Annotated in this window: 20 protein-coding genes; 7 read left to right on the top strand and 13 right to left on the bottom strand. The window is 45.6% G+C overall.

Going from position 1 to position 20,632, the window contains the following annotated elements; translation table 11 throughout:
* Positions 1-109 precede the first annotated feature (109 nt).
* A complete protein-coding gene (gene wrbA, locus NYE58_RS04925; RefSeq protein ID WP_076138996.1) occupies positions 110-745 on the top strand; it encodes an NAD(P)H:quinone oxidoreductase type IV in 636 nt (211 codons plus the stop codon).
* Positions 746-825: 80 nt separating this feature from the next.
* Here wrbA and NYE58_RS04920 read toward each other — a convergent pair whose 3' ends face one another.
* The 5 genes from NYE58_RS04920 to NYE58_RS04900 all read right to left on the bottom strand — a co-directional run bounded on the left by NYE58_RS04920 (position 826) and on the right by NYE58_RS04900 (position 3,867).
* Positions 826-1,824, bottom strand: coding sequence for a Gfo/Idh/MocA family protein (locus tag NYE58_RS04920; RefSeq protein ID WP_370511268.1), 999 nt, complete (start codon positions 1,822-1,824; stop codon positions 826-828).
* Between the two features lie 44 nt (positions 1,825-1,868).
* Complete coding sequence (locus NYE58_RS04915) at positions 1,869-2,219, bottom strand: DUF1648 domain-containing protein (RefSeq protein WP_081387265.1); 351 nt, start codon at positions 2,217-2,219, stop codon at positions 1,869-1,871.
* 4 nt (positions 2,220-2,223) lie between these two features.
* The gene (locus NYE58_RS04910; protein WP_076276819.1) at positions 2,224-2,550 is read right to left on the bottom strand and encodes a nucleoside triphosphate pyrophosphohydrolase; all 327 of its coding nucleotides are present in this window, start codon (positions 2,548-2,550) and stop codon (positions 2,224-2,226) included.
* 40 nt (positions 2,551-2,590) lie between these two features.
* The gene (mutT, locus tag NYE58_RS04905; protein ID WP_076185009.1) at positions 2,591-2,986 is read right to left on the bottom strand and encodes an 8-oxo-dGTP diphosphatase MutT; all 396 of its coding nucleotides are present in this window, start codon (positions 2,984-2,986) and stop codon (positions 2,591-2,593) included.
* Positions 2,987-3,153: 167 nt separating this feature from the next.
* On the bottom strand, positions 3,154-3,867 hold the full coding sequence (locus NYE58_RS04900) for a YceI family protein (protein WP_076219582.1): 714 nt from the start codon (positions 3,865-3,867) through the stop codon (positions 3,154-3,156).
* A gap of 147 nt (positions 3,868-4,014) precedes the next feature.
* On the opposite strand from NYE58_RS04900, the gene NYE58_RS04895 reads away from it, so the two are divergent.
* The 3 genes from NYE58_RS04895 to NYE58_RS04885 all read left to right on the top strand — a co-directional run bounded on the left by NYE58_RS04895 (position 4,015) and on the right by NYE58_RS04885 (position 6,665).
* Positions 4,015-4,698, top strand: coding sequence for a response regulator transcription factor (locus tag NYE58_RS04895; protein WP_232061150.1), 684 nt, complete (start codon positions 4,015-4,017; stop codon positions 4,696-4,698).
* Positions 4,686-6,101: a HAMP domain-containing sensor histidine kinase gene (locus tag NYE58_RS04890; RefSeq protein ID WP_076276817.1), complete on the top strand. Its 1,416-nt coding sequence runs from the start codon at positions 4,686-4,688 to the stop codon at positions 6,099-6,101. The genes NYE58_RS04895 and NYE58_RS04890 overlap by 13 nt, the downstream gene beginning before the upstream one ends.
* A gap of 69 nt (positions 6,102-6,170) precedes the next feature.
* Positions 6,171-6,665 carry a hypothetical protein gene (locus NYE58_RS04885; protein WP_076099543.1) on the top strand — a complete coding sequence of 165 codons (495 nt, stop codon included), beginning with the start codon at positions 6,171-6,173 and terminating at the stop codon, positions 6,663-6,665.
* A gap of 96 nt (positions 6,666-6,761) precedes the next feature.
* Here the strand turns inward: NYE58_RS04885 and NYE58_RS04880 are convergent, their stop codons facing one another.
* A complete protein-coding gene (locus NYE58_RS04880; protein ID WP_341001222.1) occupies positions 6,762-7,889 on the bottom strand; it encodes a copper amine oxidase N-terminal domain-containing protein in 1,128 nt (375 codons plus the stop codon).
* 170 nt (positions 7,890-8,059) lie between these two features.
* On the opposite strand from NYE58_RS04880, the gene NYE58_RS04875 reads away from it, so the two are divergent.
* Positions 8,060-9,517 carry an amidase family protein gene (locus tag NYE58_RS04875; RefSeq protein ID WP_076219585.1) on the top strand — a complete coding sequence of 486 codons (1,458 nt, stop codon included), beginning with the start codon at positions 8,060-8,062 and terminating at the stop codon, positions 9,515-9,517.
* A gap of 6 nt (positions 9,518-9,523) precedes the next feature.
* On the opposite strand, the gene NYE58_RS04870 is transcribed toward NYE58_RS04875, so the two are convergent.
* Entirely contained in the window at positions 9,524-9,847 is a 324-nt protein-coding gene (locus NYE58_RS04870) for a YciI family protein (RefSeq protein ID WP_051491142.1), read from the bottom strand.
* Between the two features lie 102 nt (positions 9,848-9,949).
* A complete protein-coding gene (locus NYE58_RS04865; protein ID WP_341001221.1) occupies positions 9,950-10,507 on the bottom strand; it encodes a DUF1273 domain-containing protein in 558 nt (185 codons plus the stop codon).
* Between the two features lie 199 nt (positions 10,508-10,706).
* Here NYE58_RS04865 and NYE58_RS04860 point away from each other — a divergent pair, with 199 nt between their 5' ends.
* Positions 10,707-11,390, top strand: a complete 684-nt coding sequence (locus NYE58_RS04860; RefSeq protein ID WP_076219586.1) for a hypothetical protein — start codon at positions 10,707-10,709, stop codon at positions 11,388-11,390.
* A 101-nt stretch (positions 11,391-11,491) separates the two neighbouring features.
* On the opposite strand, the gene NYE58_RS04855 is transcribed toward NYE58_RS04860, so the two are convergent.
* Complete coding sequence (locus tag NYE58_RS04855; protein ID WP_341001220.1) at positions 11,492-13,522, bottom strand: beta-galactosidase; 2,031 nt, start codon at positions 13,520-13,522, stop codon at positions 11,492-11,494.
* A 119-nt stretch (positions 13,523-13,641) separates the two neighbouring features.
* Here NYE58_RS04855 and NYE58_RS04850 point away from each other — a divergent pair, with 119 nt between their 5' ends.
* Positions 13,642-14,475 (top strand): AraC family transcriptional regulator, encoded by an 834-nt coding sequence (locus NYE58_RS04850; RefSeq protein ID WP_341001219.1) that lies wholly within the window; start codon positions 13,642-13,644, stop codon positions 14,473-14,475.
* A gap of 897 nt (positions 14,476-15,372) precedes the next feature.
* Here NYE58_RS04850 and NYE58_RS04845 read toward each other — a convergent pair.
* From NYE58_RS04845 to NYE58_RS04830, 4 genes are all read right to left on the bottom strand, one after another.
* A complete protein-coding gene (locus NYE58_RS04845; protein ID WP_341001217.1) occupies positions 15,373-17,364 on the bottom strand; it encodes a beta-galactosidase in 1,992 nt (663 codons plus the stop codon).
* Positions 17,365-17,501: 137 nt separating this feature from the next.
* The gene (locus NYE58_RS04840; RefSeq protein ID WP_094902687.1) at positions 17,502-18,803 is read right to left on the bottom strand and encodes an ABC transporter substrate-binding protein; all 1,302 of its coding nucleotides are present in this window, start codon (positions 18,801-18,803) and stop codon (positions 17,502-17,504) included.
* 61 nt (positions 18,804-18,864) lie between these two features.
* The gene (locus NYE58_RS04835) at positions 18,865-19,698 is read right to left on the bottom strand and encodes a carbohydrate ABC transporter permease (RefSeq protein ID WP_036680774.1); all 834 of its coding nucleotides are present in this window, start codon (positions 19,696-19,698) and stop codon (positions 18,865-18,867) included.
* The gene (locus tag NYE58_RS04830) at positions 19,698-20,579 is read right to left on the bottom strand and encodes a carbohydrate ABC transporter permease (RefSeq protein WP_036680772.1); all 882 of its coding nucleotides are present in this window, start codon (positions 20,577-20,579) and stop codon (positions 19,698-19,700) included. The genes NYE58_RS04835 and NYE58_RS04830 overlap by 1 nt, the downstream gene beginning before the upstream one ends.
* Positions 20,580-20,632: the final 53 nt, after the last annotated feature.

Here is a 20,632-nt window from a genome sequence, read left to right as displayed (position 1 = left end):
GTGGACATCTGTCTGTCCAGTTCGAATAGATTGATTTCATTCTGGGTTATAAAGACACCATTAGGGTAATTAATAGTATGGAACTACACTCGAAGGGAATGACTACAGCATGTCAAAAATCAAATTAGCTGTCATCTACTACAGTGCCACAGGAACTAACTACCAGCTAGCACAATGGGCCGCGGAAAGCGCAGAAAAAGCAGGAGCTGAGGTAAAACTGCTGAAGGTGCAGGAACTGGTCCCCGAGGACAAAATTCAAGCAAATCCAGCCATGAAAGCCCTAGCTGAAAAAACAAAAGATATCCCAGTCGCCACACCCGACGATATAGTCGAAGCGGATGCGATTATTTTCAGTTCCCCAACCCGTTACGGTAACATTGCTTCCCAGATGAAGCAGTTCATTGATACAACCGGTGGTATTTGGGGCAAAGGATTAACAGTAAACAAAGTCGTCAGCGCCATGAGCTCAGCACAGAACCCGCATGGTGGACAAGAAGCTACGATTTTGGCACTCTACACGTCGATGTATCACTGGGGAGCCATTGTTGCAGCACCCGGTTATACCGATCCAGTCACATTTGGTGCGGGAGGCAACCCTTACGGAACAAGTGTCAGTGTAGATGGAGACGGTAAAATGATCGAAGATCAGGATCGGATCCGTGACGCTGTTTTTCATCAAGCGAAGCGTACCGTTGAAGTGGCCGGCTGGGTCCAGGCAGGCAAAAACGCCAATAATCAGAACTAGCGCAGCTGAGTTAATATAACAACACCCCTCGGAGCTACTTGTGTAGCACTGCACCGAGGGGTGTTTAATTTATATTTTAATTACTCTCCAGGGTATTTAAGCCCCCACTGTGCACGCACTTGATCCAGCAGTTTCAGAATCGCTAACGATTCATCCAATGTCATCACCGGACTCTCTGTAAGCCCTGCCTGAAGACAACGTCCTACTTCCTCCGCTTCAAAACAATATCCAATAGAAGCACGGTCGTCCACAAAGCTCTCTACCTTCTCATCTCCTATATAAAGCGCAGCCGATTTCGGGTTCACTAATGTACCCTCTACAATAATACGGCCTTCTGTGCCAAACACATGCGCTTCCTCCAACATGTTAAGACGAATACCACCGTTCAACGAAGCGGTTTTCCCGTTACCATATGACAACAGCATCGAGAAATGCTCGTCCACTCCAGTCTCACCTATGTGCACTGTGCTGGAAATAGACTCAGGATGAGGTCCAAACACCATGGAGGCAAAAGAAACCGGATAAATCCCCACATCCAGCAGCGCCCCCCCGCCCAGCTTCGGATTCAGCAATCTGCCTTCCGGGTTCCAGTCGGTACGAAACCCTAGGTCTGCCTTCACCAAACGAACATCACCGATTCTACCCTCAGCAATCCATTCTCTAACCTTCACAATCGCCGGGATGTAGCGACTCCACATTGCCTCCATCAGGAATAGCTTATGTGCTCTAGCATAGGCCACAACTTCTTCCAATTCACCGCTGTTTACGGTAAAAGGTTTCTCACACAGGACAGCTTTGCCTGCACGCAGCGCCATTAAAGCATTTTCTTTGTGAAAAGGATGCGGCGTTCCAATATATACCGCGTCTACATTCGGGTCATTCAGCAATTCCTCATAGGTTGCATAGGCATGCGGAATCCCATGATTTTTAGCAAATTCATCGGCACTTTCCTGAGATCTTGACCCAACGGCATAAGCCACACCATTACTGGCATGCGCCAAATCAGTAACAAATTGATGAGCAATCCAGCCTGTGCTAATAATTCCCCATCTCACCTTGTAAGCGTTATCCATTTTCATTTGCATGTTCCTCCTAATCCTTCTGCTAAGTCTCTTTAATTCTATCAGACCATTCTAATGAATGTATAGGAACTGATGCCAGCAAACACCACCGTCACCACCAAAATAGCAATATTCCAGATCTTGCTCAAGGCCGCTGAGTGCTCGTTAGAGCTTTGAATAAACGCTTTTTGCAAAAGGAACTGTAAAAGCTTCATGATTATGAATCCCAAACAACCCAGCCCGCTTTGCAAAATAACCTCCAGACTAGCTTTACTTACAAATCGATCAGCCATGTTCCCATCATAATGAATCGGCACGGTATCCGGCATTTTGGAATAAAGGAATAAATAAATAGCTACAGGAATCAAGGCCACCACACTGCTTAAGATCATCGTCAGTTTGGTTTTGAACAACGTTTTACCCTCCTTCCACTTCAATCAGATATATCCCCTTCTTAAATCCACCGCGACGTTTAGCTTTCTCTGCACGTTGCTTCTCCAGCTCCACGCTATTGCTCCCGTGTGTCTCCGCCAGAGCCTGAATCACTTCCAGCATATCGGCAAGCTCCTCCAGAGCTTCTTCATCACTTGCTGCCTGAAAATATTCCTTCGACTCTTCTTGCAATTTTTTACGTAGTTCAGTTATGTATTCTTTGGACTCTAATATCCTTGTGTTAAAATCTTTACCTTGAGAAGCTATCAAATCGGGGATGCCGTCACGCACTAGCTTTTCATATACAGGCATTTAAGCTCTTCCTTTCTTCTACATTATATTATATCTCCCTTCAATCCGGCTTTGATTCCATCACTAGACGTTCTACAAAAGGAAGATCAGCCGGAGCAAACATGAACTGATCCAGTTCAGCCGGAAGCACCCACCTATGTTCGTCGTGATCGACCAGATCAATTACACCTCCCTGATACCGCGCTTTCCAAGCAATCAATTGGATCTTTATCTCTCCATAGTTATGCTCGTTCATGCCAAAGCTCTCATAGGGAAGGATTGTGATCCCCATCTCTTCCTGAAGCTCTCTTTGCAGACACTCTGCGATGCTCTCATCCTGCTCTATTTTGCCACCAGGAAATTCCCACAGACCTGCCTGCGATTTACCTTGCCGCCGCCGGGCAATAAGAATCTGCCCTTCTTCATTATGTATAATTGCTGCCGCCACCTTGATCACAAAGAACACCTCCACTATTGCTAGTTATTCGACAGATACTACTATTAAAACATACAATTCATTCCAAACCAAAGAGACTCTCCCAAAAGCCAACACAGCCTGGGAAAATCTCTTCAGTACAGTCTCTCTATAAATTTCACAGCAGCGTTATCCTTACGAAAGAGCTACTATTTTGTCAGCACAAGTTCCAAGCGAACCTCAAGATTATTTTCTGTATCCAGCACAACGGTGTGGGGATTGCTTAGACCAAAGTCAGAAAAGGCCACTGTTGTCGTTCCCGACAACATCAACTGTCCCCCGCTATACACCGCTTGCGACTGAAAGGTGACGTCCTTTTCTACTCCTTTTACGGTAAGCGTCCCCTGCATTTCAACAGGCACAGTTGCTCCTTCAGTCCATTCTGCCGGCAGCTCCGAAAATGACTTCACTACAAACGTGGATTGTGGAAATTCCGTAACGGATAGAAAATCCTCTCCTTTTACATGCTCGTCCCGTTGGCTATTGCCAGAATCCAGAGCGCTCATATCCACTGTCCCTTCCCCGGCCATCGAAGTAGAATCCTCTATATTTACCTTCCAGGTACCCTGAACTTTGTTGTCTACGAAGTTTACTGTCTCTTTAGAGGTCGTCACTGACCAATAGACTTTAGAGGTTTCCGCAAGGGTCCAATCCCCGTTTAATTGTTCGGCTGTGACCGCCACCCCTGCTGATGCTCCAGTGTTATTTGTTGTCTCTCCAGCATCTGCTGTGGTTGCTTGATTTGGAATCACGGACTCGATCTCTACATTATTGCCCAGCGATTTATCCAGTAATGTATAACCTGTGACTACTCCTACGATAATAACTCCTGCAGCGATCAAGGCTATTCTTTTTCTCTTCATCCTGTTCCCTCCAATATTCATAATTTCTGTATGCTTTCAAGCTCGTCCCTCATTCTAACAAAGCAATATGTCGGGAAGAAGTCAGAGCAGAACGGGCTATGATGTGTTAAACTTGTCGTAAATTTTATGGACTGGAGGTACTCCAATTTGACGAAATCCATTCTTGTTGTAGAAGATGAAGAAGCCATCTCTAGGGTCCTCAGTGCTTATCTGAAAAAAGCAGGCTTTCAAGTCACCCGTGTAGCCGATGGACGCGCTGCGCTGGAGTCTTTTGCTATATCTCCTCCTTCATTAGTATTACTAGACATCATGCTGCCAAACATGGACGGCTTTGAACTGCTTAAGCTCATCCGTGAAAAAAGCAGCTGCCCTGTGATCATGCTGACGGCAAGAGATGGGATCAATGACCGGCTAGCCGGCCTCGACGGTGGTGCGGATGATTATATGTCTAAACCTTTTATTCCCGAGGAAGTGGTAGCACGCGTGAACGCTGTCTTACGCCGTCCCTCGCAGTGGTCTGATGGCAGCCGTAAACGGCATTATGGCAGTTTGTTTATCGACTTCACAGCACGTGCTGTCTTTTTAAATGGGGCTGAGCTGAGTCTTAGTCCTCGGGATATGTCAGTGCTGTTATTTCTCGCTGAAAGACCTAATCAGATTTGTACGCGTGAGCAATTAATAGAATTTGTATGGGAAATGGATTATGAAGGAAGCGACCGGGCGGTAGATTTGTCGATCAAAAGACTACGCCAAGCGTTGTCGCACTGGCCAACTAGTGAGGGGGAAATCCGTACCCTAAGGGGGACGGGATATCAATTATGGACAACTTAAAGAGAAACAACGCCAAACGTACCTCTATCCTTTCTTACTGGACGATACGTTATCTACTCATTATTAGTGTAGGCCTGCTCCTCACAGCTTTAGCTACATTATGGTGGATCCGTCAGGAGGCTATGAGCAATCGTCTGCAGACTGCGGGGCTTTTGGCACAGGAGATTGCAGATCGCAGCTTAAATATGGAAGGCTCCATTGAAATCAGCCATAATCTCGAAAAACTGATCGAAGACCGGAAGCGGTTTTTCAAGTTAACCATAGAGATGTGCGTGATCATTACTGATCAACAAGGTCAAATGCTATTCTCCCTGCCACCTCTAACTGACAAGGAAATGAGATATAAGCTAAATGATAGCCTGAACGACTCCCGCAGTCCGGAGTTCAAAGCTGCTGTGGCTCCCATAAATTCGGATGACAAAACACTGGGACAGGTTATTGTCCTGCAATCCAAAAAATCACTGCGGCATATTCCACAGGAGGAGATCATATTTTTCTCCATACTGCTGCTGTTTCTAATCATCTTAAGTTGGCTAACCATTTACCTCTTATCTCGTAAACTGGCAAAACCCATTCAGAAGGTAGTCGAGGCAGCGGCTCAAATCAGCCATGGCCGTTATGATATCGTTCTAGATAAGGATGCTAAAGAGCGGGAAATTCATGAGCTGATGATGTCTTTTGAAGAGATGGCAGGCAAGTTACAGCAATTTGAGCAGTCTCGAGCCGTAATGCTGGCCGGAGTCTCCCACGAGTTGAAAACACCCGTAACCTCTATTAAAGGCCTGGTGCATGCCGTCCGCGAAGGGGTCGTTGAAGGTGATGAAGCTGCGGAATTTCTGGATATTGCCCTGCTGGAGGCTGGGCGGTTGCAGCGAATGGTAGCCGACCTTCTGGATTACAATGCCCTGACTGCAGGAATGGTTTCCGTTCGTCACGACCGACTCGATGCCGTACCACTACTATCAGAAATCGTATATCAATGGAAACTGACACAGGCGGAAGATGTTGCTGAACCCGTGCTTCATATGCCGATCAATCCCTTATTTTTGCGTGGGGACTCCCTTCGTATCCAGCAGATTATCGTCAATCTACTTAATAACAGCGTACAAGCCAAAGCTCCGGATCGAAGGGTGCAGCTTACGATAGACCTGCTGGAGCAGCAAGGTCATGGCTTTGCCGAAATCCGTGTTCAAGATAACGGGCTTGGCATCTCATCCAATCATAGTGAGCATGTCTTCGAAGCCTTCTTCCGGGGCAGCGATAAGCAGAGCACACTGCGTGGTCTAGGACTCGGCCTAACCTTCAGCCGTCTGCTGGCCGAATCTATGAACGGAAGCCTCGTGCTTGAGGAGCACTCAGACAAAGGCTGCACCTTCGTGCTGTCTCTGCCGCTTGATGATTAAAAAATAGTCTGCGATCCAGCGACATGGTATAATCATGTGCACAATCACACCGAAAACCGGAGGCTGTATATGCTTACTTTTGAACAAAAATTAGCGATTCTCGACTCTTACCCCCAGCTGGAACGCAAAAACGTATCCCTTGGGCGCGTGAACTATCACTACGAGGAAAGCCAACATGATAAGAAAACCGTGGCTTTTCACCTGCATCCAAATGGTAATGGCTATGTGTTCGCAGGCTTACTGCGGGGCTACGAGACAGACGATAAGGGCTTCGTGAATATTCGCGACTACTCGGAATCCGAGCTGCGTAGTTTGCTGGATGCCTCCATCACCTCACTGTCTATTTACATTCCTGATGCTCCTGTAGCCAGCAAAAGAAAGAAAAAGGCTGCGGCAACTGCCGATACACTCTGGACTAATGATGAGGGCCAAACCCTAACCCTAAAGCTTGAGGATGATTTATGGTATGTCTATGCCGACCTCAATCTGGAGATGGCGTTTGAAACGCTTGAGGAAGCTAAAGAATATTTAGCGGAAGAGGGATTTACAGCAGCGCAGGAGTAATTGTCAGACTTTAATCTACACACTCACAACAAAAGAGGTGTCTGAGCAGCCATTTATTTTGGCCGTTCGGACACCTCTTTTCTAATAAAACGATCCTTAATATACAGGTTCCGTATATATGTAACTATAAATACCCAAATCGAGCTCGGAAACCACTTCATAATCTAGTTGGAATTCTATAGTCTTATTTGATAGACCTCCTACAAAATAACCGCCCTCCACAACCAACCTATCCTTCCCTCCAACTGGGGCGACCAAGATCAGCTGTTCAGCTTTATTGGCTGGGATCACAAAGTTTTGCAGCCCACCCGTCTGATCTTGAATATATTTACGGACAGACACGAGGTTACTGCCTAATTCCGAGAGGCCGGAATTGTTGTTCCGCCATACATCAAGCGCATCTTGTTGGGATTGGTTGGAACTGACACACGCCTGATTAACTGAAAATTCCGGGATTTTATATATATTCCCGCCAATATTATCGATAACTACTTTATGGGTTACTTCCGTACAATTTTCAAATTTCAGAGTCGGCATGGGGTCCTTTTCCTTTGAGAATGTCTTTATGATTTTTTGATCACCAGACTTAAAATTTATTGAGATGTCTTTATTATCCATGTTAGAAAATTCGAGCAAGCTATACAGCTGATTATTTTTAATTCCGTAGTGCTTTACGATTATAACAAACCTGTTTCTCTCATCTGATAACGATTTTGATTGCTCTTGGCTTCCTACTGAAATTGTTCTGTTGACCGGGGCAATAAGCTTCTCCTCGGCAACTGGTGAGGTTATGTAAATAGATTTTGTACCTTCGTCCCAAGTGACACTACTACCCAACACTTCGCTAATAAATCTTAAAGGGACTAGTGTATTATTTTGAAAATTGATACCCTTTAAGACTTGCTCATGCTCTTTGGCGTTTACAATTACTCTTCCTTCCTTGACCAGATAAAAAATGTTAATATCCCCTTTAACCGCTGAGACCGACTTCGCATGATTATCCCATTTAATAGTTGCGCCTAAAGCTTCAAAGATCGCCCGCATAGGTACGTATGTAACTCCATCTTTCAGTATAGGACTTACATTAAAATGTAATTGCTTACCGTCCAAATAACATTTGAGATCACTGTCTTCCGCAAAGGCTTGACTTGAAGATAAAACAGCAAAACTTATCATCACCACAAAAAAAGTGATAATTTTTGAAGCAAAGTTGTGGTTTTTCATGTTCTTAATTTAGCTCCTAATCTAGAAAAATAAAAAAATTACAATGCACACCTGAATATATCAAATGGCCAATCAAAATGTAAGTCTAAAAAGAAAACTACCAACGACACCCAAATTATGGTTAGATGAAGGAGAAGCCATATCCTAGAGGGAAAGAAGCGTGAACGCATATGAGTTTTGAAATCGTAGAGGCCACCATACCGGACATCCAAGCTGCATTAGAAGCCGGAGAAATTACGTCAAAACAACTAGTTCTCATGTATTATGAACGCATTGCTGATCACGACAAAAACGGCCTGACGATTAACTCTGTACTGGAGATTAATCCTGATGCGTTGTTTATCGCAGAATCTCTGGATGTGGAACGGGCAATTAATGGCCCACGCGGCCCCCTGCACGGGATACCTGTGTTATTGAAAGATAATATCAATACTGGGGACAAAATGCATACAAGTGCGGGTTCGCTGGCTTTGGCGAATTCTTTTGCCGGGGAAGATGCGTTTATAGTTACCAAGCTGCGTGAAGCCGGCGCCATTATTATGGGTAAAGCCAATATGACCGAATTCGCCAATTTTATGACGAACGGCATGCCCTCCGGCTATAGCTCCCGTGGCGGGCAAGTCCTTAACCCCTACAATATTTCTACGCCAACCGGCGGCTCTAGTGCGGGTTCAGCAGTAGCTGTCGCTTGTAATTTCTGTACGGTCTCTGTTGGCACAGAAACTTCGGGATCGATTCTTAATCCCGGTAATTTGGGCTCCATCATCGGCATTAAGCCAACCGTGGGGCTGCTCAGCCGTTCAGGAATCCTGCCGCTCTCCAATACACAAGACACCGCAGGCCCTATGGCTAGAACCGTTCATGATGCCGTGTTACTGCTAAACGCCATGCTGGGCAAGGATCAGCACGATGCAGCTATGGGAACAAATACAGGTAAAATCCACGAGGATTATACTGTATTCCTTGATCCGAATGGTTTGCAGGGCGCTCGGATTGGGATACCACGTGATTATTATTTTGAGGAGCTCACAGATGAGCAGCTTGCTTTGTTCAACGCTTCCGTCGACAGAATGAGAGAGCTTGGAGCGACCATCATTGATCCTGCGGATATTAAGACCGCCCGCGAAATTAGTTACTCTTCGGTGGTATTAAACGAATTCAAAACAGCACTGAATGCTTATTTATCTCATTTGGGTCCAGGAGCACCTATGCGAACCTTGAAGGATATTATTGATTTTAATCATGCACACCCTGTGGAGACTTTGAGATTTGGTCAAGCTACATTAATAGATGCGGAATATACCTCCTCCGGCACACAAAGCGAAGCTCAATATTTACGCCATCGTGCGACTGACCTGAAGCTGTGCAAGGAAGAAGGGATCGATGCCACTATGAAAGAATACACTCTGGATGCCCTGCTGTTCCCTGCCGATTTTGGCGCCAGAATTACTTCCAGAGCAGGATATCCGTCCATCGTCGTTCCTTCTGGATACACTTCGGCCGGCGCTCCCTTTGGTGTAACCTTCTCAGCAAAAGCTTATCAGGAGCCTACGCTTATCAAGCTAGCCTATGCCTATGAGCAGCATTACAAAGTGCGAAAAGCACCTTCGCTAAAAAGCTTCATTTGATTAAACCTATTCCTGGAGCGGAACAATACCTAAATGCCTGTTTCCCTCATGGGACAGACTCCATGTACGCACTTCATAGCTACGAATGCCAGAGAGCACGTAAGGATCTTTTTCGGCAAGGAGAACGGCTTCTTCGCGTGAGTTCGCTCTTACAATAACCATACCGCCAGGACAATCACTAAAGGGACCACACAGCACTAATTGTCCTTTACGGTCCAGCTCTTGTAAATGCTTAACATGACCACGAATAATCTCCATGTCTCTACGGTCTTGATTCGTCGGGCTAAGCAAAATAACATAACAAATATCTGCTTGATTGACCTCACTCATCCTATTCTCCGCCTCTCGTTCAAATAGAAACTAAAGCCCGTAACGGTGATTTCCCAATGCCGATTCGGGCTTTTTTATTTCGCAATGTCTTCGTTCGTAGCTTTATTCATAATCTCGCTGATTTTCTTCATCGGCAATATTTTGAATCTCATCAGAATGAATAAGAAACAGCTCGTAGTCCCCCTCTGCATGCAGCTTCAGCGCTCGTTCTTTAAAAAACTTCGGGCTGCCTTCCGCCGCATCCTCATCATAAAAGAGCAATATCCCGTCACTTTTGCGGAACAACAAGTCATCTCTGGCCCTGAACTGCCAGCTGCCGTCATAAGGGGCATTACTGACCGCCCTGCAAAAGTCCGCACCCGCAATAATACGTCGGTATTCCTCCTGCTTCTCTTCCTTCCACTTCTCTTCCTGTCCAGTATGCGCCGTAATGATCCCCAATTTCAATTCAGGATATTGAGTCTTGAGTTCACATACCACCTCACAAGCCCAAAGATCGACACCATACTGGCCGGGGGTAATAATCCATTCGACGCCTTCTTCAATTAGCCGCTTTAATCTGTTAGACAGCGCCTTTTTGATATAAGGAATTCCCGGATGCTTATTGTCAAAAATACCGAGCTCATGCGCACGGTAGCCTGTTACGAGTAAATTCTTCATGTACTGCCTCTTTCCTGAACGTTGGTTATCTCTTACCATGACTTACCTTTGTAGAGTTTTATCTCACTTATATGATTATTATATAGCATTTACATGATCTATTTCTTTAGGCAAACTTTCAGCTGATCTTAAGCAGCCTTTCAGAACCGTCTGATATATTTCTCCTAATCAATCTAAAACTATTAAGGAGAGAAAATAAATGAAGAAATTAATACCGATTATGATCTCAGGAAGTCTACTCGCTTCTCTACTATTGGCTGGCTGCAGCACCAATTCGGAGTCCGAAGGAACAGCTGTTGCTAATAACCCAGCGAACACAACACCCGCAGACAACACTGAGGCACAGCAATCTCAAGGAAACGGTAATCAACAAAACGGCAGACCCGGCATGTCCATGAATTTCGGCAAGATTAAGAGTATTAGCGACAACACAATTACAATCTATACGTCAGAAATGCCTTCCCCGCCCGCACAAGGCACTGGAGATACGGCTGGAGCCGATATGCAGAACGGCCAGGCTGGTACTCCACCGGAAAAACCCGAAGGTGATCAAGGCTCAGAAAACGGTACACCTCCAGAGGGGGGAATACCGGAAGGCGGAGCCCTTGACGGCGGTGGACAAGGTGGTGGACCACAGGGCGGCGGGATGCAGCAAACCTTCTCCGAGGAAACCACAGATATTACAATTGATGCTGATACCAAAATTGTAACGATGACCTTTGACAATGGTACGCGTCAGGAGAACACGATCAGCTTAGCTGACCTGAAAGCTGATGACATTATCCAATATACGCTTAAATCAGATTCCACTGTGGCGGAGAGCATTACCTTAAGCAGCGGAACCCCAATGGGGATGGCTGAAGGCAAAAAGAGCAGCGACTGAACTACCAAAAAATAACAGAAAAAAATCCCCACCTACGACCAGCTTCAAAAAAGCGTTTTGTAGTGGGGATTTCAAATTTATATAGGTTAGACGAGACTCAACTATTTTTTATCCGACAAAATCAATACTCCACGACCCGGTACAACTGCTGAACCACTGATTACATTACCTGTCAGTAGATCAGTACGCTCAGCTGCCCCAATATCCGCGCTTAAATCCCCGGCAGTGTGGTTCAGTAAGAACAAGTAAGATACGCCATCCTTCACACGTTGAACAGATTCGATACCTTCCGGTGCAGTTACCAGCGGCTGAATGTTCTTTTCGGCACATAGATTCGCTAAGAATCCTTGTAGGAATCCAGCTTCTGGGCTAGTCGCCACATAATAAGCTTTACCTTCGCCAAATTTATTCACAGTCAACGCAGGCATTCCTTTATAGAAATCAGAACCGTACTCTGCCAAAACTTCTGCCCCTTCGGCATGGATCAGATCGCAGAGCAGATCACATTTATAAGAACCACTCAAGCTACCCCACGTTTTATCCAGCACGAGCTCATTGCTCATACCTGGCAGTAATGCATCGATTTCCTCTGCCCAAATTCCAAGCACTTTACGTAACTCGCCTGGATAACCTCCAACCGTTACAAGGTCGTTCTCATTAACAATACCGCTGAAATAAGTCGTAATGAATGTGCCGCCCGCTTTTACAAAGGCTTCAACCTTCTCTGCAAAACCTGGCTTGACCATGTACATTACGGGTGCGATAACAATTTCATACTTGGACAGGTTCTCTTCGACCCCGATCATGTCGGCTTCGATATTTTGCTGATACAGCGCATCATAATATTTGTGGACTTCATCCACGTAATCCAAGGCAACCGACGGTCCGCTTGAGAGATCAAGCGCCCAACGATTTTCCCAATCGTAGATGATCCCTACTTTAGCTGCACTGCGCGCATCCAGTAGTTGATCTCCAAGCTGCTCCAGCTCTTTACCCAGCTCAGCACATTCACGGAATACCCGTGTGTGTTCATGACCCACATGCTCAATTACCGCTCCATGATACTTTTCACAAGCCCCTATCGAACGACGCAGTTGGAAGAACAACACAGTATCTGCACCACGCGCTACAGCCTGGTAACTCCATAGACGCATAACGCCTGGACGTTTCAAAGAGTTGTACGGTTGCCAGTTCTGCTGGCTCGGTGTTTGCTCCATCAGCATGAATGGTTGGCCATTTTTTAATCCACGCATAAGATCATGTGTCATTGCTGTAAAGCTGACCGGTGTGTCCAGTGAAGGATAGTTGTCCCAAGAAATTACATCCATATGCTTGGCCCACTCAAAATAATCCAGCTCCGGATAAAAGCCCATCAGGTTCGTTGTAACAGGTACGTTAGTGCTGTGTTCTTTGATCGCTTCGTATTCGATTTTGTAACATTCGAGCAAGCTATAAGACATAAACCGGCGATAGTCCAACGAGATTCCTTGGAAGTTAGTACGGTTACCGTTCCATTCTTCACTCAGCTCATTTGGCACCACAATTTCTTCCCAATCATAAAACGTATGTCCCCAAAAGCGTGTATTCCAAGCCTTGTTCAAAGCATCCAGCGAACCATAACGCTCCTTCAACCAGACACGGAAGGCAGCAGCGGACTGTTCGGAATAATCATAGCCACCATATTCATTTGAAATATGCCAAGCTACCAGTGCCGGATGATCCTTGTAGCGTTCTGCCAGCTTACCAGCCAGCTTCGCTGCATACTTGCGGTAAACTGAACTGTTCGGATTGGAGTTATGACGTCCGCCGAACTTACGTTTTCTGCCCTGCACATCGACACGGGTCACTTCAGGATAACGATGAGCCATCCAAGCTGGATGTGCTCCTGTTCCTGTAGCTAGACATACATAAGTTCCATTTTTATATAGTCTATCCATTAATTCATCCAATGAGGAGAAATCATAAGTATCTTCGGAAGGTTGGATTAAAGCCCAGGAAAACACATTAATTGTGGCAACATCAATTCCCGCCAGCTTGAACATCCGTTCATCCTCAGCCCATACTGGCGCATCCCATTGCTCCGGATTGTAGTCTCCACCGTACCAAATTTTAGGTAATTTATCGTTAATCACACTTCGCACACCCTTTATAGTATAATTATATATCTATTGTAAATGGTTAAGGTTGCCCTTTAAATATAAAATAATATCTCATACATATAAGAATATAGAACTAACAGGAGAGGATAACATTGTCCGAAATCATGCATCGCAGGATCGTATTCGTCCATGAAGGTGGACAGCACTTGCCAATCACTTTAGACAGTATGGGGCACAATCATGATCAGGAAAAAGTATCCCGCCCCGATGGTTATGACACGTATCATTGGCTTCAAACCTCAGAAGGTGAAGGGATCATCCATTTTGACAATAAAACCTTTTCCCTGCCCGAAGGCAGCGGCGTATTACTACTTCCTTATACACCCCATCGTTATGAGGCTTCCACTAAAAACTGGGGTACCTATTATCTAACGTTTGGTGGCGATTCGGCACACTCTATTTTGGAGACCCTTGGGATGAATAGTAATTCTTTTTACCGTTGGGAAAATGAAGCGCCTCTCCCCAATTTGTTGAAGGAAATGCTGGATCGTCATGATGCCTATCAGGATATGTTTGGTCTCGGCGCCTCCACAGATGCTTATCGTTTTTTGCTTACTTTGAGTAAATATGGCCAGCTTCAAAATAATACGGCGATTTCCCGCAATGTAGATAAGCTGCAGCCACTGCTAAAATGGATGGACAGCCATTATGGCGATCCTGATCTTGGACTGAACGATCTAGCCGATGAACTAGGCGTATCTGGGCGCTATCTTAACAACCTATTCGTCCAAACTTTCGGAATCTCGCCTTATGCCTATTTCGTACGTTTACGCATCCGGAAAAGCAAAGAAATGCTCGTAAGCCAACCCGATCTTACGGTAAAAGCTATCTCCCAGCTAGTCGGCTTCCGCGATGTCAGCCATTATGTAGCCACTTTTCGCAAGCAATCCGGGACTACGCCGGAGCAATTTAGACGCCTACATTAAATATGCCCCGCCTGCTGTGGAGAAATTGCTCGCTGCGAATATGCGGCTAGAACGTAGTAAGAGTATGGTATGCGCTACTATTGTGTAGAATTGGGCGGTACGGTGAAGTGCGGTACGGTACGGTGGCTGGGTGCATTTGGCTGCGAGTGTACGGCACCTGTGAGATGGATCGTGCAGATCTGCACATGATGGAGTCCTTGTGAAAATCTGCTCATGTTGGGGACTCCATTGTGCAGCTCTCTTCAGTCAGTATGAGTAAGTCAGACGAAATAATTGCACTTTGTACACTTAAAATAGCCTGCACGGCAGATATTATCCATATAAGTGTATTCTGTGCAACTATATTCTCGGAATATGGCCTTGCAGCGGGATTAGCCAATTTTTAGCTGCACAAAGTGCAACTAAAACCAATTAAATACTCCAACACTTCAAATAAGTGTACGAAGTGCAACTATTTTCTGTTGTGCTTCTGTTGTGCTTCTGTTGAAGTTTCTACATGCCCTACTCCACTCATTTTTTACTCCACACTTCCACTTACTTCACTATTCCTACCCCACACATTCCCCTACACCGCTCTTCCCTTACTCCACACATCCCTCACTCCATCTTCACCAACCTCACTTTACCCTACTCCACACATCCCTCACTCCATCTTCACCAACCTCACTTTACCCTACTCCACACATCCCTCACTCCATCTTCACCAACCTTCACTTCACCCTACTCCACACATCCCTCACTCCATCTTCACCAACCTCACTTCACCCTTACTCCACACATCCCCCACTCCATCTTCACCAACCTTCACTTCACCCTACTCCACACATTCCCCACTCCACTTTCCCCTCTCCTGCCACACTCCCAAACCCACTCCAAAATCTCTTTACTCAAAACCACTCAAATCTCCAGCACCTCAACACCATACGGCTCGAGCTGGAGCTCTCCCGATCGAATCTTATTATCCAGCAGGCTGCTGTATTCTCGTGGCAACGGAACGATCACCGACTCGCGGCTCAGATTAAGCAGGAACAAGAAGCTTCCCTGATCTCCAGTCCGCACGGAGGCTTGTACTCCGTTTGGCAATCCTGCAAAGCATAACAACCCTTTTTCCTTAGCCAGGTTCTCCAATAGAACTGACCAGTATTGCTCTTCCGCATGGGTTCCAAAGTAATAAACCTGACCTTTGCCGAAGGAATTAACAGTTACAGCGGGTGTGCCGCGATAGAAATCATCACCATACCAGGCAATTGGCTGGGCCACTACAGGTCGGAGGATGTCGCACCACTGCGTACATTCATATGGGTTACCCTCCGCATCCACGATGACATGTGTTTCAACGCCAATCGGATCATACTCCAGCACTTCAACGCCGGTACAATAGCTCAGCTGCCCAGGCAGCGGTTGCATGACTGCGATGTTGTTTATATTTTTGACGCCACTACGGTTGGTGATCAGCAAGGTCCCGCCAGCGAGGGCAAAATCCTCCAGATTACGTACGATCTCCTCATCCAGCAAATATAAATTTGGAGCGATTACTACTTTGTATCCATCAAGCGGTTGTCTGAGGTCGATAACATCGCAGCCCATGCCAAGCTTGGTCACCGCCCGGTGAATCTGCTTAATGTTCTCATAATAATCAAAGCCCTCTGCCTGCGGCTGAATATCCAGCGCAGCCTTCTCTTCATGAGAATGGAGGATAGCCACTTCGTTTTTCAGCATCGTTCCTTGGAGCTTGCCGCTCAGCCCATTAACCTCATGACATAGCTGCGTGAACTCCGCTAATCTGCGTCCGGGAACATTGCTGTGATCAATCAGCCCGTGCCAGAATTGTTCTGCTCCTGAAGTTGCACTTCTCCAGCGAAAATGAACAACAGTATCCGCACCTCTAGCAATCGCCTGCCATGCATAGGCACGAATTAGTCCCGGATAAGGGGTTCGCCACATCGGCATCCAACAACCCGGAGATCCACTCAGCTGCTCCATGATCCAGAAGTTTTGGCGTTTGATGCCACGGGTTACGTCCAATGAAAGTGCTCCGCTATAAGGCGTTGTCTCTTGTTTGGTTGGCGAAGTATTCGGATAATAATCAAACGCAGCCACGTCCAGATCTGCACCCACTGCGTACATATCGAGACGCTGCGGATAGCTGTGAAAGTTATGGGTTATGAAATGCTCTGGACAAATCATACGCAAAATATTGATCTGCGCTGTCTGAAACGCTACCACCGAATCCCACTGAAACCGCTGAAAGTCCAGCAGAAAAGATGGATTCTGATGAGGTGATCCGCCCAACGGCACGGTAAGCTCATTCCAATCGCTGTACTCCCCGCTCCAAACAACGGTTCCCCATTCTGCATTGACCTCAGCCAGTGTTCCGTATTTAGCTTGTACCCATGCTCGAAAAGCAGTATTACAAGCGTCACAATGACAATCCAACATGCCAAATTCATTATCAGTCTGCCAGCCTATGACGGCCGGGTGTTCACTGTAACGTTCGGCAAGACGCAGAATAATACGGCTGCCATACTCACGCAGCGATGTGCTGTTATAGCAGCGGTGTCCACGTACCCCCGGGTGAAAAATCTCTCCATTAGCAAACACCGGAAGCACATCCGGAAATTTCGTCGTTAACCATCTTGGTGGTGTAGCTGTTGGCGTACCCATCACAACCTGCAGATCATATTGATGAAAAAGGTCCAGCGCACGGTCCAGCCACTCAAACTGGTAATTCCCCTCAGCCGGCTCCAGTCGGCTCCATGCGAACTCAGCAACCCGGACTACTTTAACACCTGTTTCTTTCATCAACTTGATATCTGGTTCCCACATGGATTCATCCCAATGCTCCGGGTAATAGTCCACACCCATCTGAACATGATCATATCGTTTCATTGGCGCTTCTCCCCATCCCTTGATAATCAGCCCTGTTTCCCAAAAAAAGCGCTCCCCGTCTCAAATTGATGAGGTATACGGAGAGCGCTTCTGTTAACCACTAATATCCATTAAATCTTCTCTATAATGTGCTTTACTTATTTTTTAAGCTTGTCCCATGCAGCTTGCATACCAGTCATCCAACCGTTAACGTCAACCTTGTCAGCAATGAACTGTTGAATCACGCTGGCAAATTCTTGCGTTACACCATCAGGGAATTTAGAGGATTGCAGGCCATAAACTTTGTTTTCTTTTACATAGTTCCATACGTCTGCTCCAAGCATACCGATGTCTTCAGGTGTTGCTTCGATTGTGGACAAAGCAGGGATGAATTTCCATTTTTTAACGATGTACTCTTTACCCATATCGGAAGTTACCAACCAGTTCAAGAACGTTTTTGCTTCTTCTTTAGAACCGGATTCTTTGTTGACTACAAGGTTCGCAGGGATACCAACAGTCATTTTGTCATTCTTCTCAGCATCTTCATTGATTGGCATAGGGAACATGCCAATGTTCATATCAGGAGTGATGTTATCAACAAGAGTTTGTGCCCAGTTACCTTCTTGCATCATTGCAGTTTCGCCTTTTGCGAACATTGCCAGGTGAGTGTTAGCATCTGTGGTCAAAGGATTCTTTTGTCCGTATTGTAAAGTCAGTTTGAGATACTTGCTCCACTCTTCAAACGTTTTATTGCCTACAATTGTACCAGTTCCTTCATTCAAACCTTTGATGAATTCATCTACATTATCTTGTTGTGCAAAGGCTACGCTGATCCCTTGGTTACCTAGCAGCCACCATTCCTGATATGCATTACCAAAAGGAGTTACGTCGATAGCTTGCAGCTTTTTAGCTGCTTCTTCAAGCTGTGACAATGTTTTTGGAGTTTCAGTGATTCCCGCTTTAGCGAACAAGTCCTTGTTATACACAATACCGATACCCTCAAGGTTCATTGCCATACCGTATACTTTGCCATCTTTAGTCATAGGCTCTGCAGCCATAGGAATCAGATCTTTTACCCAAGGTTGGTCGGACAGATCTTCCATCTTGTCTCCCCAAAGTTCCATTTCTGCATATCCACCATTGGAGAAAATATCAGGCGCATCGCCGGAAGCGAATTTAGTTTTCAATGCTGCTGCGTAGTCCGCACCACCACCAACTGTTTGGATATCCAGCTTGATGTTAGGGTATTCTTTTTCGAATTCAACCTTAAGCTCATTGAGGCCTTCTACGATTTCAGTTTTGAATTGGAAGATCTTAACGGTCTTCACTTCACCTGAATTTGTGCCAGCGCTTCCATTTTGTGAGTTACTAGAAGCGTTATTATTACCACCACATGCCGTTAGAGCTAAACTCATTGCCATTACTGCTGATAGAGCAACTGCGGAGTGTTTCTTCTTCATTATATATTCCCCCTTAAAATAGTGGACTGCTTAAAAAATATTTGGAACGGAGGGCTCGGTGTTAACCTTTCACCGAGCCAGCCGCTATTCCCTCAACAATGTAACGTTGCATAAACAGGTAGAAAATGATAATTGGTGCGACCCCGATTACGAGAGCTGGAAGTGCCATATCCCATTGTTTGGTATATTGACCAAAGAAGGAGAAAGTCGCTAGTGGAATGGTCCGAAGCTCTGGTGCCTGAAGAATCAAGGATGGCAACAGATAGTCATTCCATATTCCAAGTGCATTTAGCACGATTGTTGTCATCACCATTGGCTTCAGCAAAGGAAGCACAATACGGAAGAACACGGTAATAGGATTACATCCATCTACTGTAGCCGCCTCTTCAATTTCAAGAGGAACGGACTTGATAAAGCCGTGGAACAGGAAGATCGCCATCGGAACACTGATTCCTAGATTCGTGATAATCAAACCAAGGAAAGAGTTGTTTACTCCAATAACATTTACGACCTTCAGAATAGGAATCATAATCGTTTGGAACGGAACTACCATTGCTGCTACAAAGATAAGCAGCAAGAACTGATTGAATTTCGTATTCGCCCGAACCATACGATAGGATGCCATCGCACTGAACAGAGAGATTAGAATAACACTGATCACTGTGATAATAACCGAGTTTCGGAATGCTTCACCGAAACGGGCTAATTTCCAGGCGGTTGAATAGTTCGACCACATAAATACTTTTGGCCAGCTTGCCGCATCACTCAGAATTTCACCGAAGGATTTCACCGAGTTTGCGAGCAAGAAATAGAATGGAGAGAGAAAGAGCAGCGCCAGAAGGATCATTATCACTTCCGTACCAATATTCCATCTCTTTTTTTCCGTAGGTTTCATTACGCTTCAACCTCCTTGCTCTTCGTGATACGGACCTGAATCAGAGTAATGATGGCTACAATTACAAAGAACAGCAGCGCTTTTGCAGTACCCAGCCCGTAACGATTGTTCAGGAAGGCTTCATTGTAAATATTCATAGCAACGGATTCCGTCGATTTGAACGGTCCGCCCTTCGTCAAGGACAAGTTAAGGTCAAACATTTTGAATGACCAGGAAATGGCCAAGAATAATCCGATAGTTACAGCAGGCATAATTAGCGGAACTACGATATTGCGTAGCACCTGCCAACGGGAAGCACCATCAATATCAGCCGCTTCTAGTACTTCTTTAGATACGTTACTCAACGAGGCAATGTAGATAACCATTAGATAACCGGAAGACTGCCAAACAAAGACCATTACAATCGCCCAGAATCCTGTTGTGGCATCACCGAGCCAAGGAAGATTAAAGAAGGACCATCCTGTCAGGTCGCCCATAGTGGCGAACCCTTTGATGAAGATAAATTGCCAGATGAAACCAAGCAACAATCCCCCGATAACGTTCGGCATAAAGAAAATAGTCCGAAGCATGTTACGTGTCTTTAAAGGTTTAGTTAACAGATAAGCTAAGAAGAAGCCTACCACGTTAGTCAAAATCACACCTAACACCGTAAATCTTACCGTGAACCAAAAGGAAGACCAGAAGTCAGGGTCATTTGAGAAAATAGTGGAAAAGTTTTGAAATCCGACCCAACTTACATTACCGGATACACCGTTCCAATCTGTGAAAGAGTAATACATCCCCATCAAAAATGGGATAATCGTTATTAAGGTAAAAAACAAAACTGCCGGACCAACGAAAAAAAGCTGTTGACCTAACTGGGACAACTTAGTGCCGCGCATTTATTGCCCCCCCCTTTCTTTTGCTCACTTACTTGTTTATGCTTTATACACAT

Source organism: Paenibacillus sp. FSL L8-0708 (assembly GCF_038009325.1).
In the GTDB taxonomy this organism is placed as follows: domain Bacteria; phylum Bacillota; class Bacilli; order Paenibacillales; family Paenibacillaceae; genus Paenibacillus_AQ; species Paenibacillus_AQ odorifer.
Note: the sequence above shows the minus strand (reverse complement) of the source record. Positions and strands in the feature narration are given on the sequence as shown.

What these genes read in the sequence shown, in the direction of transcription:
- NYE58_RS04900 (WP_076219582.1), bottom strand. Translation starts at nt 3,867, where the DNA reads ATGAAGAGAAAAAGAATAGCCTTGATCGCTGCAGGAGTTATTATCGTA.
- NYE58_RS04870 (WP_051491142.1), bottom strand. Translation starts at nt 9,847, where the DNA reads ATGAGTGAGGTCAATCAAGCAGATATTTGTTATGTTATTTTGCTTAGC.
- NYE58_RS04845 (WP_341001217.1), bottom strand. Translation starts at nt 17,364, where the DNA reads ATGAAACGATATGATCATGTTCAGATGGGTGTGGACTATTACCCGGAG.
- NYE58_RS04840 (WP_094902687.1), bottom strand. Translation starts at nt 18,803, where the DNA reads ATGAAGAAGAAACACTCCGCAGTTGCTCTATCAGCAGTAATGGCAATG.
- NYE58_RS04830 (WP_036680772.1), bottom strand. Translation starts at nt 20,579, where the DNA reads ATGCGCGGCACTAAGTTGTCCCAGTTAGGTCAACAGCTTTTTTTCGTT.
- wrbA (WP_076138996.1), top strand. Translation starts at nt 110, where the DNA reads ATGTCAAAAATCAAATTAGCTGTCATCTACTACAGTGCCACAGGAACT.
- NYE58_RS04835 (WP_036680774.1), bottom strand. Translation starts at nt 19,698, where the DNA reads ATGAAACCTACGGAAAAAAAGAGATGGAATATTGGTACGGAAGTGATA.
- NYE58_RS04875 (WP_076219585.1), top strand. Translation starts at nt 8,060, where the DNA reads ATGAGTTTTGAAATCGTAGAGGCCACCATACCGGACATCCAAGCTGCA.
- NYE58_RS04880 (WP_341001222.1), bottom strand. Translation starts at nt 7,889, where the DNA reads ATGAAAAACCACAACTTTGCTTCAAAAATTATCACTTTTTTTGTGGTG.
- NYE58_RS04910 (WP_076276819.1), bottom strand. Translation starts at nt 2,550, where the DNA reads ATGCCTGTATATGAAAAGCTAGTGCGTGACGGCATCCCCGATTTGATA.
- NYE58_RS04860 (WP_076219586.1), top strand. Translation starts at nt 10,707, where the DNA reads ATGAAGAAATTAATACCGATTATGATCTCAGGAAGTCTACTCGCTTCT.
- NYE58_RS04885 (WP_076099543.1), top strand. Translation starts at nt 6,171, where the DNA reads ATGCTTACTTTTGAACAAAAATTAGCGATTCTCGACTCTTACCCCCAG.
- NYE58_RS04890 (WP_076276817.1), top strand. Translation starts at nt 4,686, where the DNA reads ATGGACAACTTAAAGAGAAACAACGCCAAACGTACCTCTATCCTTTCT.
- NYE58_RS04865 (WP_341001221.1), bottom strand. Translation starts at nt 10,507, where the DNA reads ATGAAGAATTTACTCGTAACAGGCTACCGTGCGCATGAGCTCGGTATT.
- NYE58_RS04920 (WP_370511268.1), bottom strand. Translation starts at nt 1,824, where the DNA reads ATGAAAATGGATAACGCTTACAAGGTGAGATGGGGAATTATTAGCACA.